The sequence below is a fragment of the Rhodobacter capsulatus genome (assembly GCF_005144475.1).
GTDB lineage: Bacteria > Pseudomonadota > Alphaproteobacteria > Rhodobacterales > Rhodobacteraceae > Rhodobacter > Rhodobacter capsulatus_C.
Genome location: NZ_SWJZ01000088.1, coordinates 1 through 15141, shown reverse-complemented (window position 1 = coordinate 15141; position 15141 = coordinate 1). Strand labels below are relative to the sequence as shown.

16 protein-coding genes and 1 pseudogene are annotated in these 15141 nt (G+C 62.6%); 15 read left to right on the top strand and 2 right to left on the bottom strand.

Annotated features, from left to right (window positions below; genetic code table 11):
- Positions 1–398 (bottom strand): annotated as a pseudogene (locus FBT96_RS21355) (hypothetical protein); the annotation flags it as partial.
- Complete coding sequence (locus tag FBT96_RS20840; protein WP_169583551.1) at positions 395–571, bottom strand: hypothetical protein; 177 nt, start codon at positions 569–571, stop codon at positions 395–397. The pseudogene FBT96_RS21355 and the gene FBT96_RS20840, both read right to left, overlap by 4 nt.
- A gap of 224 nt (positions 572–795) precedes the next feature.
- On the opposite strand from FBT96_RS20840, the gene FBT96_RS17065 reads away from it, so the two are divergent.
- From FBT96_RS17065 to FBT96_RS16995, 15 genes are all read left to right on the top strand, one after another.
- Complete coding sequence (locus FBT96_RS17065; protein ID WP_169583549.1) at positions 796–1284, top strand: hypothetical protein; 489 nt, start codon at positions 796–798, stop codon at positions 1282–1284.
- Positions 1268–1882, top strand: coding sequence for a lytic transglycosylase domain-containing protein (locus FBT96_RS17060; RefSeq protein WP_249306544.1), 615 nt, complete (start codon positions 1268–1270; stop codon positions 1880–1882). The genes FBT96_RS17065 and FBT96_RS17060 overlap by 17 nt, the downstream gene beginning before the upstream one ends.
- A 14-nt stretch (positions 1883–1896) precedes the next feature.
- On the top strand, positions 1897–2196 hold the full coding sequence (locus FBT96_RS17055; protein WP_136908747.1) for a TrbC/VirB2 family protein: 300 nt from the start codon (positions 1897–1899) through the stop codon (positions 2194–2196).
- A gap of 11 nt (positions 2197–2207) precedes the next feature.
- Positions 2208–2474: a VirB3 family type IV secretion system protein gene (locus FBT96_RS17050; RefSeq protein ID WP_071167408.1), complete on the top strand. Its 267-nt coding sequence runs from the start codon at positions 2208–2210 to the stop codon at positions 2472–2474.
- On the top strand, positions 2464–4812 hold the full coding sequence (locus FBT96_RS17045; protein WP_136908745.1) for a VirB4 family type IV secretion/conjugal transfer ATPase: 2349 nt from the start codon (positions 2464–2466) through the stop codon (positions 4810–4812). The genes FBT96_RS17050 and FBT96_RS17045 overlap by 11 nt, the downstream gene beginning before the upstream one ends.
- A 170-nt stretch (positions 4813–4982) precedes the next feature.
- A complete protein-coding gene (locus FBT96_RS17040) occupies positions 4983–6125 on the top strand; it encodes a lytic transglycosylase domain-containing protein (protein ID WP_136908743.1) in 1143 nt (380 codons plus the stop codon).
- A complete protein-coding gene (locus tag FBT96_RS17035) occupies positions 6122–6922 on the top strand; it encodes a type IV secretion system protein (RefSeq protein WP_136908740.1) in 801 nt (266 codons plus the stop codon). Before FBT96_RS17040 ends, FBT96_RS17035 begins: the two co-directional genes overlap by 4 nt.
- The gene (locus FBT96_RS17030) at positions 6919–7416 is read left to right on the top strand and encodes a hypothetical protein (protein WP_136908738.1); all 498 of its coding nucleotides are present in this window, start codon (positions 6919–6921) and stop codon (positions 7414–7416) included. Before FBT96_RS17035 ends, FBT96_RS17030 begins: the two co-directional genes overlap by 4 nt.
- Positions 7416–8414, top strand: coding sequence for a type IV secretion system protein (locus tag FBT96_RS17025; RefSeq protein ID WP_136908737.1), 999 nt, complete (start codon positions 7416–7418; stop codon positions 8412–8414). Before FBT96_RS17030 ends, FBT96_RS17025 begins: the two co-directional genes overlap by 1 nt.
- Before the next feature lie 46 nt (positions 8415–8460).
- The gene (locus FBT96_RS17020; protein ID WP_136908735.1) at positions 8461–9141 is read left to right on the top strand and encodes a virB8 family protein; all 681 of its coding nucleotides are present in this window, start codon (positions 8461–8463) and stop codon (positions 9139–9141) included.
- A gap of 2 nt (positions 9142–9143) precedes the next feature.
- Positions 9144–9857, top strand: coding sequence for a TrbG/VirB9 family P-type conjugative transfer protein (locus FBT96_RS17015; RefSeq protein WP_136908732.1), 714 nt, complete (start codon positions 9144–9146; stop codon positions 9855–9857).
- Positions 9854–11158: a TrbI/VirB10 family protein gene (locus FBT96_RS17010; protein ID WP_136908730.1), complete on the top strand. Its 1305-nt coding sequence runs from the start codon at positions 9854–9856 to the stop codon at positions 11156–11158. The genes FBT96_RS17015 and FBT96_RS17010 overlap by 4 nt, the downstream gene beginning before the upstream one ends.
- The gene (locus tag FBT96_RS17005; RefSeq protein ID WP_136908728.1) at positions 11158–12144 is read left to right on the top strand and encodes an ATPase, T2SS/T4P/T4SS family; all 987 of its coding nucleotides are present in this window, start codon (positions 11158–11160) and stop codon (positions 12142–12144) included. Before FBT96_RS17010 ends, FBT96_RS17005 begins: the two co-directional genes overlap by 1 nt.
- 53 nt (positions 12145–12197) lie before the next feature.
- Positions 12198–14132 (top strand): hypothetical protein, encoded by a 1935-nt coding sequence (locus FBT96_RS17000; RefSeq protein ID WP_136908726.1) that lies wholly within the window; start codon positions 12198–12200, stop codon positions 14130–14132.
- Between the two features lie 2 nt (positions 14133–14134).
- A partial coding sequence (locus FBT96_RS16995; RefSeq protein WP_169583547.1) for a type IV secretory system conjugative DNA transfer family protein occupies positions 14135–15141 on the top strand: 1007 nt, incomplete at its 3' end.

Genomic DNA, 15141 nt, shown 5'->3' with positions numbered 1-15141 from the left:
TCGGCATCTGCGGTTTGGTTTCCATCGGAGTATTCGCCGGTCGCAACCTGCACCAGCTGATCGACGAGCTTTGCCTCGCTCGGCGGTAGGGCAGGGGCGCGAGGCGCCTGTGCTGCGGTCGCCGCAATCTGATAAAGGTGCGCGACCGGACGTTGAGTGGCAGGCAGGTCGAAGGCCGCATGCATCGGACAACGCCAGATCTGCAGCGGAGGCTCGATGGGCCAGGGGGTGATGCGTCGGATCATTTCTGCCCGGGCCCGAGTACAGGGTACGCTCGGAGGAAAACCGCCAGCAAGGCAGAGAAGGATCGCGCAGTCGATCTGATAGGCGCTTGCGGGGGCGGGGACGAAGAACGCCAGAGCAAGGCCGAGTGAAAGGGCCGGGCGAAAAAGGTTCATTGAAAGTGCTCCGATGCGGGGTTGGTGTCGAGAAAGGCCGCGTAGCTCTGGGTTGCCAACCGAGCCTCGTCGAGGCTGCGGCTTCGCTCGGCGTCGAGGCAAGCGATGTAAGGGCCGACCTGCGCGAAATAGCTCTCGAACTCGGCGGAGATCTCGGCGCGATAGTCCGTCAATACGGCCGCAGGAAGCGCGGTCGATGGCGGATCTGGAGGCAGGCAGGGCAGGGGGTCTGCAGCGGCCGAGAGGGGGCAAAGGATCAAGAGCGTGGCAGCGCGCACCACGTCGATCGACCGTGTGAAGCGCCTAAGGAAACAGTCGCGCGCATTCCGACCCGGGACGCGCCACTGCGACATTACGCCAGCGGCTTGACCCCAAGAGGCTGGAAAGAAACGCTTTGTTGGCCCATTTGTCGCGTCGAAACATGCATCACAAGGCATTTTCACTCGTGTTTGTCATTTTTACGATTGAAACATGCTTACGCTTCGTTAATCATGGAGTCACGAAGAAACTCTTGTTACAACGATCCCCGCTGATCAATCCAAGGGGAGCCAAGATGAAGCGGCGTACATTGCCTGTTCTGCTGGAACGGGATTTTCGCAAGATGGCCGCCACCGATGGAGCGACGGTTGAGATCGAGTGTGTCAGTGCGCCAGACCCCGCGGAGCGGTTTTCCGGGGAATGGCTGTTTTATGTGGTCTCGCGAGAGGGCGATCGGTTCATGCTGGTCACCGCGACCGCGCGAGAACGGATCATCAACTCGCCGATCGGTCTCTTCGGAATGGCCAGCGGCAAACTCAACCTCGATCATCTCGACGTGCCTTTTGTCGCTGGTGATGTCCGTGGCGGGATGCACAGCCGTCCGGGCGGAAGTGATCCGCTGGAATGAGGCCGGGCAGGGGGGCGAGGCGGGCCTCGCCCCCGCGACTTTCGCTGACTCGTCGGTTTTGCGTTACGACGCCAAGGGGCAATTGATCCGCCCGAGCGCTGCCAAAGCGGAGCAGAGGGAAGAGAGCCCGACCTCCCGAGCACCCGTGATGAGCACGAAAAGCGTTGCGGCGCCGCAGTCGGTCTTGCCCGCGATCCGGCTGGTGGCGGCGCGCTATCAAGATCATCCGGCGCTTCGGCGTCTTCAGCTTACTCCCCGGCAGTGGTCGGCCTTCTTTCAGGCCATGATCAAGATCGAGAGCAATTATTCTCAACGCGCCATCAGCGGGGCAGGGGCCCAGGGTCTTGCGCAGCTTATGCCCGAGACCGCGCGATATTTGCGTGTCGACCCTGCCGATCCGATGCAAAACCTCGATGGCGGCGCGCGCTACCTGCTTGAACAGATCGGCTCGTTCGAGAGCCTGACGCTTGCGCTTGCGGCCTATAACGCCGGGCCGGAGGCCGTGCGCAAATATGGCGGTGTGCCGCCTTACACCGAGACCCGCAATCACATCGTCAAGGTGATGGCGGCTTATGACCGCATTCTTGCGGAGCTTTGATTCAGGAAAATCTCATGCATATGACCCCAGCGATCCGGCTGGCCCTTGTGGCCGGCCTCGTCACTCTCTCTCAAGTTGAGCCGGCGCTCGCAAATATCGTCTTCACCAAGGCTGAGAACGTGGCCACCGGTGTGCTTGCCTCGTTCCGCGGCACGCTGGCGACGGCCTTCTTTGGCATCGCATTCGTGGTGACGGGCTTCCTGGCCGCATTCAACCGGATCAGCTGGGCTTGGGTCTCGCTGGTGGTTGTCGGCGCGTTCCTCGTTTTCGCCGGACCGGCGATCGTCGCGAACCTGCGTTCGTCCTTCAGCTGAGGATCGGGACCATGGAGAAGAGTGCGGTCATCCTTGGGCTTTCACGGCAGGCGAAGTTTCTTGGGCTGCCGATGCCCTATGCCATGGCGGTGGGCGGGATGGCCGTGCTCCCGTTCATCCTTTTCAAGGTGATGACGTGGTTCCTGACGGTGCCGCTCTGGTACGGTCTCGCGCGCGCCGCGACGCGGATCAATCCGAACGGTCATCATGTGCTTTCGGTGATGATGCAGGTGACGCCGATGGCACTCCTGCGGCGGGAGCGACGCCATGTTTCCTGAGCTTGCCGAAACGAAACGGACGCCGAGGGCGCGCGGGCTGCACACAGGCGACCCGAAGGTCTATGCGCATCTGCCCTATCTCATCGAGATCGACGACGAAACCGTGCGCACCCGCGAGAACGCGTTGATGGTGTCGTTCGAAATCATCGGGATCGATGGCGTCACTTCGGGGCATTCGACCATTCTCGCGCTGCGGGCGGGGCTCGCGCATCTCTTCGACACGCTCGATGAGCGGTTCTGTTTCTACCTGCATCGCCTCATGCGGCCGACGACGACGGGTGTCGCACCGATCCGCAGGCTAGGCTTCGCCGCGGATGTCGATCGCGTCTGGACCGACGAGCTGGAGCGGCGCAACCTGCAAGAAAGCGTGCTCGTCTTGACCGTGGTGCGCCGCCAAACCTCGGTGCTGCCGGTCCCGCTCTTTCGGCGCGCGGCTTCGAAAGTCTGGGGCGATGACACAACGCGCAGGCTTGAGGAACTGCGCGAGGTCGCGGCGATCCTTGAGAGCGGGCTTGGTGTGCGCACGAAGCGGCTCAGGATCAGCGATGGCAGCTTGCTCGGGTTTTATGCCTCGCTCCTGACGGGCGAGATGAAACCCTTGCGCCGAGCGCCTTTCTGCCTTCTCGCCGAAGATGCGGCCGCGGCATCGCTGCACTTCGGAAAAGGGCAGTTTACCGTCGAAGAGGGCAGTATGCGGCCGCGTGTCGGCGCACTTCTCTTCGTTAAATCCTACCCGACCTCGACCTGGCCCGGGATGCTCGATGCGCTTGGCGCCAGTCGGGATGTGATTATCACCCACAGCTATACGCCAATTGAACGAACGGGCATCGCCGAGCGGGTCAAGCGCCGCGTGGCGCAGATGCGTGCGGCCGAAGACATCGCGGCCACGATCGAGGCGCAGCTTTTCGAGGCGGCCGACAAGGCCGAAAGCGGAATGCTCGGCTTTGGTCTTCACCAGATGACCATCACCATTTTTGCCGATGACGCGGCCGCCCTCGAAGCCGAAGTGGCGCGCATTCGCGGCATTGCGCACCAGAACGGCATGCGGCTTGTGCGAGAGGTGACCGCGCTCGAGGCCGGTGTGTTCGCGATGCATCCGGGCAACATGGACTACCGCGCCCGCGACATGACGGTTTCCTCGATCAATTTCGCCGATCTCGCTGCGCTGCATGCGGCGGACACCGGAACTGGCGCGGAGGCTCTGCCCTGGCGCACTCCGATCACCGTGTTTCCCACCCTGCAGGGCAGTCTGCACCGGTTCAGCTTTCACGAACCGGGCGACCCGCAGGCGGAGCCCACCAATGGCCACACACTTGTTCTGGGCAAATCCGGGGGCGGCAAGACAACGACGGTCGCGTTTCTGGCGGCGCAGGCGCAGCGCGCCGGGGGCCGCACGATCATTTTCGACAAGGAGGCCGGTCTTAAAATGGCCGTCCACGCCTTGGGCGGGCGCTATGCGGAGATCCGGGCGGGTCGGCCGACGGGCCTCAACCCTCTGGCGACCGAGGCAGGCGAGCGTGGCGAGGCCTGGTTGCTCGATTGGCTGGTGAGCCTGCTTGAATCCCGTAGCGGTGCCATGACGCCGCTGCAGTCGGAAGCGATCAAATCGGCCATCACCCAAAACGGGAAAGCGCGTGCGGGGCTTCGAAACTTCCGCGCCTTTCAGGAGTTGTTCGGCGATGTGGGCGATGGGCTCGATCTGGCGCAGCGGCTTGCCGAGTGGGGGCCGGGCGGACGTTACGGCTGGGTCTTTGGCGAAGCGAATGAGCCGGTCGTGGACTTCGAAAGCCATGATGTGACGGCGGTCGATCTGACCGAGATCCTCGACCTTGGCACTGAGCGCAGCGCGATTCTGGGCTATCTCTTCCGGCGCATCGAGATGCTGATCGAAGAAAAGCGCCCGACGCTGATCCTGATCGACGAGGCCTGGAAGGTGCTCGATGACGACTATTTCTCGCGCAAGCTCGCCGAATGGCTGGTCACCGCGCGCAAGAAGAATGTCGTCGTGGTGATGATGACGCAGTTTCCGAGCCAGATCCGTGGCTCGAAAGCACGCTCGATCCTTGAGGCCTTGCCGAACCAGCTTCTCTTCCCGAACGGCGAAGCCGAGGCGTCCGACTATGACGGCTTCCGCCTCACTGATGGCGAGCTGGATTTCGTGCTGACCCCGATCCCGGGCCAACGGCTCGTGCTCTCGCGCAATCCGCGCGGATCGACGGTGCTCGATGTCGATCTGAGGGCGTTGGGGCCGCTTTTGACGGCTTTGGGCGGCGGTCAGGCCGGGATCAACGCTTTCGGCGCGGATTACACCACGCGCCCACAGTTCTGGAAAGAGTGAGGATCGGATGCGATCAGTATTTTACATAAGATTGATTACAGGACTCGCGGTACTGATGATCGCAGCCTGCGCCGAAGTGCCCGTCGCCCGCACGAATTGTTGGGCAAGTGCGAGCTCGAGTGCAAGCGTTTCATCGAAAGGATCGAGCCCGGTTCTGGGCCACGCCAGCCATGCCCCTTCCTGCCGCTGATCTGCATCCCTCCCTCTCGGGCTTTGCCCTTGCGGCGATCGTGCTGGCTGGCACGGCGGCCGCGAATGGTGTGCCGACGGTCGATGGCAAAGCCGCGATCCAGCATGGCCTCGAGGTCTCGCAGATGACGGCGCTGAGTGAGGCGCGTCAGCTGGAGACGGCGAAGAACAGCAAGATCGATGACTTGCACAAGGAACAGCTCGCGGCACTCGATCAGACGCTTGCCCTCCTCTCGGGCTCCCCGATGCCTGTCGCGGGTCTCGAGTCACTGCCCGGGGCCGAGGCAACCGCTGTCTATTCGGTGGATGACAGCAACCCCTACGCGGCCCGGCTTTTTGGCGATGCGAAATCGAGCATCGAGGAGATGATCGTGGAGACGGCGCGCAAATATGCGGGCCATCCCGGGCTTTCGAAGGCGGGTCTGAACCCGACCGAGTTCCGGATCTGGTTTCAGTCCTTGGTCAAGCAGGAGTCCGGGTTCTCGATCAGTGCGCGCAGCCCGGTTGGGGCGTTCGGGCTTACTCAGGTCATGCCCGACACCGCGAAGGGGCTCGGCATCTACCCGGGTTACTATGATGACCCGCGGCTGCAACTCGATGGCGGGGCGCGGTACTTTCTTGCCCAGCTCAACCGCTTCGGTTCGGTGCCGATGGCGCTTGCGGCTTATAATGCGGGTCCCGGCAATGTCCTCAAATACGGGGGAGTGCCGCCCTTCAAGGAAACGCAGAATTACGTGCTGCGCATCACCAGCTTCTTCAACGGCTATGCGGCGAAGATCGGCGGGATCGATCAGATCGGGACGCTCGATCCGCGCGACATGGCGATCGCGGAAAGCAGCAATGTTGCCGATGCCGGGATGCATTACGGCATGGAAGCGACAAACGAGATCGCCGCCTCGCTGACCCGTCTGCGCGCGATCATCGAGCAAATTCCGAAAACGAAGAGCGCGGAAGAGGCGATGGGCCTCAACACCTATGCCCGGGCCGAGGCGATGCGCATCGCCGTCATGGTGGCCCGGGTGAAAGCCGCGCGCGTTCGAGTGGATCAGGCGCGCTATGCGCTCTTCCTGCAGGCCTATGCCGAGGACGCTACATTCATCAAGGTCAAGGGAGGGATGGAATGAAAGCCCGCTATCTGCGTTTCCTGATCACTGCATGCGCGGTGTCCGGTCTGTCCTTCGCCCCGCTCGCGGTTTCGGCGCAGGGCGTGCCGACGATCGACCTTTCTGCGATTGCCAAGGTTGGCGAGGTGCTGACCGAGGCAAAATTGCAGGTCAAGGAATTGATCGCCTCGAACCTGAAGCTGGATGATCAGATCCTCAAGCAGGCTCAACAGATCCTGCTCCTCAAGGATCAGATCGAGGCGCTGCGGCACGGGCTGACCCTTCAGGCGCTTGGCATCCCGGACCCGAACACCTTCTTCGACAATATCCTGCCCGATGTAAACGATCTGACCGGCGGGCTGCAGTCGGCCAGGAGCGGCAGCTATTCCCTGATCACCACCTCGGGCAAAGTGGGCGACAAGCCTGCGGCGGAATATGTGTCGGAGTTTTTCACCTCCGTCGGGCTCGACGTGAAGACCGTCGACACCCTCTCGAGCAGCGAGAACCCGAGCGCCGCGCGGATCGGCTCGCAGGCGAATACGGCAGCGTTCCTCTCTGCGGCGGCGGAATCCTCCTCGGTGAAAGCCTCGGAAAGTCTGGGCCGGGTGAATGAACTCGTCCAAGCGATCCCGGACACGAAAGGCCTCAAGGAAGCGGTTGATCTCAACACGCGGGTGACGGCTGAGCTTTCGATCGCGCTCGCCAATATCTGGAACATGGAGTCGGCCCAGCTGATGGGCATGGGCGAGGCCGGCGTGATGGATGCCGCGACCGCCGCCGAAGAGCAGAAATTCATCAAGGTTTTGGGGGAAAAATGAGCATGTGGGGCGCAGGCATGAAGGGTGGTGCGGCGAAAGGTGCGACGGCAGCGGCGCTGATATGGGCGATCATAGGTGCGGCCGCGGCGGAAACGCCAGTCGGACTCGGGATGGAGGGGGAAGAGGCTTTCCTCGATGTCCTGCCCAAGGTCGCCGTGCCCGCGGATGTGCAGCCGATCCCGGGTGCGGTGAACGAAGAGTTTCGCAATTGCCGGTCGAGCTGGCCTGCGGAATACGCGCTCGCGCAATCCGGGCCGGAAGCGCGGGCGCTGCGCGACATATATAGCTTTGTGCGTGCCAGGAAAGTCATCGAAACGCGGGATTGTTCGTGCTCTGGCAAGGTCGCTTCGTGGTCGGAGGTCGATGACCTCGCTTTGAAGCTCCGAAAAGAGAAGCGGGTGGAGATGCTTAGCTGGCAAGACACCGCGCAGGTTTCGGATGAAGCTCGAAAACTCGTTGCGGTCGCGGAAGCTATGTGCGGCGGGCGCTTTTGATGGACAGCGTCTCGACCATACTGGCAAAGCTCGACGGCGCGATCAGCACCGCGGGCAAGCAGTATTTCGAGTTGACAGCAGTGGCCGTAGCCCCCGTCTTCACGACCCTTTTGACGCTGCTTCTGGTTCTCATCGGTATCAATATGGCACTGAACGTCTATCGGATCGCGATGCGAGATGCGATGCAACTCGCCGTTCGGATCGTGCTGGTGATGATGTTCGGGCTTTCATGGCTCAACTTCAGCCAGATCTATGACGCAGCGAGCAATGGTCTTGGTGATCTGGCGCTCGCCTTCTTCAAAGAGGGCGGGACCGGTGTCGGGGCCTCGGCAACTGCCGCGATGGACGACATGGCCAACATGATGGCCGGCAACGTCGACAGCGTTTCTTCGGCGATGTCCTCGATCATGCGCGGTTTCGTGGCCGCTTTTCTCTATCTCGTTCTTGGCCTGCTGATGGCGGTCTACGTCTTCATCGTCGGTTTTGCGAAGCTGATGATCGCCTTCCTGCTGGGTGTTGCCCCACTCTCCATCTCGGCGACGATTTTCGAGAAGACCAAGGGCATGTTCGAGGCCTGGCTCTCGGCGATGATCGGCTATCTGATGTACCCCGTTGCCTCGGCAGGGGTCATCGTGGCCGTCGTCACCGTCGCGCGAGATGTATTCAAGAACCCAGAGGACGTAACTGACCTCGGTGCGATCCTCGGCTTCTTCGTGATCGTCTTTGTCGGGATCTTCGCCTTGCTCGCCATCCCGATGGCGGTTTCGCACATCACCGGGCAGATCAATCTCGCCTCGATCGCGCCACAAGCCCTGCGCGTTGCGGGCAAACCGCTCGAGAAAACCTCGGATTATGCCGCGCGCCGGATGGGACAGTTCCAATCGGGTTTCCTGACCGGAAAGATGGAACATCACCATTTGCGTGATCAGGCCCGGTCGGATGCCGAACGCGGCCACGCAGTTCGGCTCAGGCTCAGCCAATTCATCCGCGGCGGCTGACGCCACCACACCGTCCCGCGTTCCCCCGAGATCATTGGAGTAGACGATGACAGGTTCACCACCTGAATTGAGAAGTTTTCTCGAAGGCGAGATGTTCTTTGGCGTGCGCAAGCGCGAGCGGATCGCCTATGGCATCGCGGGCGGCGGCTTGGCCATCGGCCTCATGGGCATGATCGCGGTCACGGTGCTTTTGCCGCTCAAGGAGACCGAAGCCTATCTCGCCATCGTCGACAAGGACACCGGCGTGGCAGAGCGCGTCGTCTCGGTCGAGAAGGCCGGGATGGAGCAGGCCGAAGCGATCCGGCAGAGCCTGCTTTACGCCTATGTGACGGACCGCGAGACCTACGATCAGCACGACAACGAAACCCGGATCCTGCGCGCCTACACCTGGAGCGAGGGCGAGGCGAAAACATCGCTCAAGAGCCTCTGGACCGAAGGCCACCCGAACTACCCGCCGAAGATTTATGGGGAAAATTCACGGGTCATGGTGCGGATCCTCTCGATCACGCCGGTCACCGAAACCACCTCGCAGGTTCGTTTCACAAAGACCTGGGTGAGCGACGGTGAAGGCGTGCCCGACCGCGAGGGCAAATTCACCGCCACCGTCACCTTCCGCTTCGAGCCGAGCAAGGAAAGCGCGCTCGATCTCGTCTGGCAAAACCCAACCGGGTTTCTCGTGACCGATTACCGCCTGACCGCGGAATCCCTGCAGCCTCAGGAGGGCTGAAGATGAAGTTTGCGCCGTTTGCACTTGCCGCCATCCTCGCCGGGGTGACCGCCCTGCCCGTCCTTGCCGAAACCGCCCCGCGCGCGGGCAGCCGCGATCACCGCGTGACCTATGCGACTTATCAGGAGGGGCAGGTTTACACCGTCACCACCCGGTTGCGCACGGTGACGCTGGTCGAACTGGCCGATGGCGAGCGGATCCAGTCGATTGCCATCGGCGATCTCGAAAGCTTCAAGATCGACAAGCTCGAACGGCAGAACCTTTTCATCATCAAGCCCGTCATCGCCGGGGCCTCGACGAACCTCACGATCGAGACGCAACGCAACATCTACTTCCTGCGCGTGACCGAGAGCTCGCGCGGAACGGCTCAATATTCGGTGAAGTTCACCGTGCCAGGGACTGGGGCGGGGGCGCGGACCACTGCCGAAATCCCGGCGGAGCCGCCCATGCGATATCGGGTGATGAAACATGCGGGACGCCTGCCCGGTTTTGCACCGATCGCGGTTTCCGATGATGGCCGCAAGACGTCTTTCAAGATCCCCGCCGGCGCGCCCATGCCGACGATCTTCCGCGCCGATGAGCGCGGTCAGGAATATGCGGTCAATTCGGCTGTCTCGGGCACGGTGATCACCGTCAGCACCCGCTCCGAACGTTGGGTCCTGCGTTATGGCGCGGATTATGTCTGCGTCGCCGCCGAAACGGGGGCGCAGCGATGACCGATCTTCCCGAGAGTGAAAAGCTCGCCGAGCGCCTTGCCAGGATGCAGCCGCAAGGTCCAAAGCCGAAGCGGCGCGGGGTGAACCCCTATGCGCTGTCGGCGGTCACCGCCGTGACGGGGCTCGGCGCCGGGGTTTGGTTGGCACTTTCCGCGCCAGAAGCTCCCGCTCCGACTCCGCCGATCGCAACCGCATCGGTGAGCGATTTTCAGGATGACGGGGCCGGGACGGATGGCTTCACCATCGCGCGCCCCAAACCCGATCTGACGATCAAGCCCGATCACAGTGAGGAAGACCGCCTCAAATCGGAACTCGCGGGATTGCAGGCCCAGATCGCCGCCCTGAAAGCCAATCCGGTCACGGTTACCGACCCTGCGGCGTTGCAGGAGCTGAACACAAAGATTGCGCAACTGGAAGAAGACGCCCGCAAGGAAGAGGCAGCACGCGCTGACCTCGAGCGGGAAAACATCCGGCTCCAGACCGAACTGGACACCGAGAAGCTGGTGCAGGGTGACGGGCAGGCCGAAGCGGCTCGCGCCCGGGAAGAGGAGCTCGCGCGGCGACGGCAGGAGGCCAAGGCCCTCAGCGATGCGCAGGTCAACTCCGATATGGTCGCCTTGCGCAACGACTCCACTGGCGGAACTGGCAGTGATGCCGCAACGGCTGGGGCTGCGGCAGCAACGGGTGCAGATGCATTTCGGCGCGCGGGGGCCAAGGCCTCAGCCGTCACCCAATCTGAAGTGATCGACAATCCCGCGCATACGATCATGCAGGGCACCCTGATCGAGGCGGCGCTAGAAACGGCGATCAACACCGATCTTGCGGGCAACGTCTCTGCTGTCGTCAGTCAGGACGTGTGGTCTTTCGACATGTCGCGGGTCTTGGTGCCGCGCGGATCGAAGCTCTTTGGCCGATACGACTCCGACATCTCGCCAGGACAAAGACGTGTGCTGATTGCCTGGGACCGGTTGGTGACCACCGACGGGCAGACCGTTTCCCTCGCCGCCTATGGCACCGACCGGGTTGGCCGGTCGGGTTTGCCCGGGCAGGTCCGCACCCATTTCCTGCAGCGGTTTGGCTCCGCCGCGCTGATATCGGTCATCGGCGCGGTTCCGGCGATTGCGGCTGCGAAATACGCCTCGAACGAGGTCACCTCGGACACGGCAAAGGATGTCGGCACCGATCTTGGCAATGCCGTTGGCGACGCGATGACCGACTACCTCAACATCCCCTCGACGATCAGCGTCGATCAAGGCGCGGTGGTGATGGTGCGTGTCGATACTGATCTCGAGTTTTTCTGATGAGCTATCTTGATACCTATCTGGGGCAGCTTGATCCGGCCCTCTCTGACCCGGGTGTGATGGAAATCGCGATCAACGCCGATGGCGAAATCTGGGTCGAGCGCTCGGGCACCATGCATATGGTCAAGGCGGGCCTGCCTCCCCTGCCGCCGCGCCAAGTGCGCGATCTTGCGGCGCAGATCTCAAACTCCACTTCAAACACCTTCACCGAGGCCCTGCCGCTGGTTTCTGCCGCGGTGCGCTATCGCCACTTGATGCTGCGCTGCCAGATTGTCGGTTCCCCTGCGGTCTCGGGGGGCACGGTGATCGGCATCCGGGTGTTTCGGGCGCGTGATGCCGAGGGCAGACGTCCGCCCCGCTGGTTTGAATTCCTGCGCGCGCAAGTCACCTCGCTCGAGGAGGAACGCCGCGAGATGGTGACCGCGATCCGGCGCGATGCAACGGCCACCGATGTGGATGCGTTTCTCAAGCGGCTGGTCACGGAACGGCTCAACATCATCGTCTCGGGCGGCACGTCCACGGGCAAGACTGAACTCGGTCGCCGTCTGCTGTCACTCGTCCCCGAGAACGAGCGCATCGTGACCATCGAGGATTCGCTCGAGTTGTTGCCCGTACAGCCAAATGCGGTGAGCCTGATCGCGCAGCGTGATGACGGCTCGGCACGCTCGGCCGACAAGCTCTTGCAGGCGACGCTGCGGTTGAGGCCCGATCGGATCATCCTTGGCGAGTTGCGCGGATCTGAGGCGGCCACATTCCTCGATGCGATCAACACCGGCCATTCGGGCTCGTTCACGACGCTGCATGCGCATTCCGCCCGCAAGGCGATGGACCGGCTCGCACTTCTGGTGATGGCGCAGGGCACCCGGCTCGGGTTTGCCGAGGTGATCCGCTATCTGCAAAGCTCGATCGACGTGATCTTGCAGATGGGCCGCGACGGCGAGCGGCGCGGCATCATGGAAATGTACTTCCCCGGGCTCGACGACTGAGGGGGATGCCCCTTGCGCGCCCCCTCCCCCCGCAACTTTGCCCGAAGGTGATCATGGACGACGATCTCGCCCCCGCCGGTTCCCGGCCGAAAGAAAACTACGCGCTGCACCTGACAATGAGCGGGGCTGAGCAGAAATTCACCGACCCGGTTGAGGCTGGCGCGGCCTTTTTCCGCGCTGACCCGGCCGAGCGCCCCTACGTTCTGCATTTGGAAGACGGCAAGGCGCGGCGGATGGCCGCCACGCATGTGATCCGAGAACCGGGGGCTGAGGAGACGTTCGGAAAATCCCTTCCCGACTCGCACGCCTCTGACGGGGCGTTCCGGACGGGATACTTCAACGCGATGGAAGCTTCGCTTTCTGAGCGACTTGCCAAAATAACCTGGGATGGGCCCGAAGCGGAAAACGCCGTGCGCAGCGACAGGCGTCTTGTTTCCGATCTTGAAGCCTTGGCGCGGGCCGAGCCCGAAAAAGCGGCAGATCTCTGGTCCACTGCGACCGACCTTGACCCTCCCGGCCCTACCCTGAAGAACGCGGTGCAACTGGCCGAAGCGGGACGGATGACCGAGCAGGAAGACGCGGCGCCCACCCACGCGCCGGTGATCCTTGCGTCGGGAGAATGGGCGCGCACGGATCAGTCCGTAGATCTCCGCCCGGTTGCCGTCGGGACAGAGGCGGGGATTCACACAGGCTATGAGGCGGTACTGCCAACGGGGGAAAAGGAGCTTTCGCATTCTGCGCGCACCTTCGAGACTGCGCGCGAGGCGTTGAAATACGCCTTCGAATTCTACGAGGGCGGCGAAGAGCGGGTGGAAACTGCGGTCGCCCGGGACGCAACCCTCACGCGAGAGACTTCGGATGACCCGGCGTCGATCCAGAAGCGGGTCTTGATCACGCACGAGGCCCGCCCCGAATTTGCCCGCCCTGAGGCGGCGATCTATGCCGGCGAAGACGCCCAGTTGGTTGTGAGTTTCGACCGTGACACACCCGCCACCCGGGCACTTGCCGAGCAACTTGTCGAGGATCCTGCGTTCCGAAAAGCCGTCGCGTCGCATATCTCCGATGCGACTGTTACGATCGGAACAGGGCGGTTTGTGGACGGGGAAGGATCGCAGGGCTTCCTGCCGAGCGAGTCTCTCGCCCTAATGACCTTCGGCCGCGCCGGAGAGCCCGAGGTCATCGCAAGGTTCCCCGATGAAAGCCCGCTCAGCCAGACCTTGGCCAAGCATCTTGCCGAAAATCCGGTCCTCCTGCGCCATGTTGCGGATCGCGAGGCACAGGCTGAAAACTGGCAAAGCCCGGAAAAGGCGATTTCGGCCTGGGTGAAGGAGGTCGGCACGCAGATCGACCAGCTGCCCAAAGCGGTGCAAACCGACTTGCGGGCCGAGATGAAGGAAATCGCCGCCGAAGCCTCTGCCGCTTTCAGGGCGGAACGCGACCGGAGCGGGACTGACGTTTTGGAAAAGGCGGCACCAGATCAATCCGACGTCCGGGAGATTGCAGCGCGCCACAAACGCGACCTCGGTAAAGAAGAGGGCCGCGAGCGCGCGTCAGACATTACAGATCGGATTATCGAGCGGGCAGCTCGGGGAATCGAGACCGCCCGCTCCGATGCGGCGTCCCGTGAGTTGGATCCGCTTCTTTCCACCCTTCATAAAATGGCGGCGTTTCAGACTCAACAGGAACCGGTTTCGTTTCGGACGGAAGAGCAGGCAGGTGCTTTTGGCGCCGATCTGCGCGCGCGCTATGGCGAGAAGGTGCTCGAGGATATTGCGCAGGGCCGGACCGAGGCCTTGGCGAAGGATTTTGCTGAGCCCTCGGCGCGCGAGGCCGCTGCCAAGGCGATCCTCTTCGCAGCGAAGGAACATCCCGCACTTGGCGTCACGGTGCAGGAGGCCGAACGCGCCGAGCGCCGTCTGGAAACCGACCGAGCGGAACACACCCAACCCGCCCCGATCCGCAAGCTTGAACGCGAACTGGAGTTCTGATCGTGCCGCGCATTCTGCTTTTTCTGCCGCTCGGACTTTTCGCGGGGTTGATCGTCGGTCTCATCGCCGGAGGCGTGGTGCTGAACCTGATCCTCGGCCGTGACCCGAATGCGACAGGCATCTTCGTGCTTTTGAGCGAATTTCCGGGCTTTGGGCGACTGCTGACCCCGCCTTGGCTTGTCCCATGGCAAATCGTCGGGAGCGCCACCGTTGTCTTCGGTCTTGCGGCCGCAGTGCTGTCGCTGCGCCAACAGCTCACGGAATATGGGCAGGCGAAATTCCAGACCCGCCGGGAGATGAGCAAGAACGGTCTTTTGCAGGCGCTTGGCACTGGCCTCGTTTTCGGCAAACTGGGGGCGCCGCGGAAATCCGCCCCCTATGTCAGCGCGACCTTCGAGAAGTTTCCGCATTGTCTCGTGGTGGCGCCGACCCGCGCGGGCAAGGGCGTAGGTTATGTGATCCCGAACACGCTCCTTTTCAACGGTTCCTGCGTGATCCTCGACGTCAAGGGCGAGATATTCGAGGCGACCTCGCGCCACCGCAAGGCCCAAGGCGACGAGGTCTATCGTTTCTCGCCTTTTGACTTCGAACACCCGACGCATCGCTACAACCCGCTCGAGCGCGTCGCCCGCATCGAAAATCCCGAGCAACGCTATACCGAGCTTTCAAAGATCTCGGACTATTTCCTGACCGTTTCCGACAAAGGCACGGCGGGCGATTTCCTGACCGAGGGCCGAGAGCTTTTCGTCGCGGCAGGGCTTCTGGCGATCGAGCGCAATCGCCCGACCATCGGCGAAATCAGCCGCATCCTCTTTGGTCAGGGCGCAACCTCCGAGGTCTATGCCGAGCACGCGCTTGAGGTGAAACACCCGAATGCCGCGCAGACCTTCCGCAAGTTCGCGGGCTATTCCGACCGCACGCTTTCCTCGCATGCTTCCGTTCTCGGCGGGGCGGGCATGACGCTCTGGAACAACCCGGCTGTCGATCGCGCTACGGGCGGCAACGACTT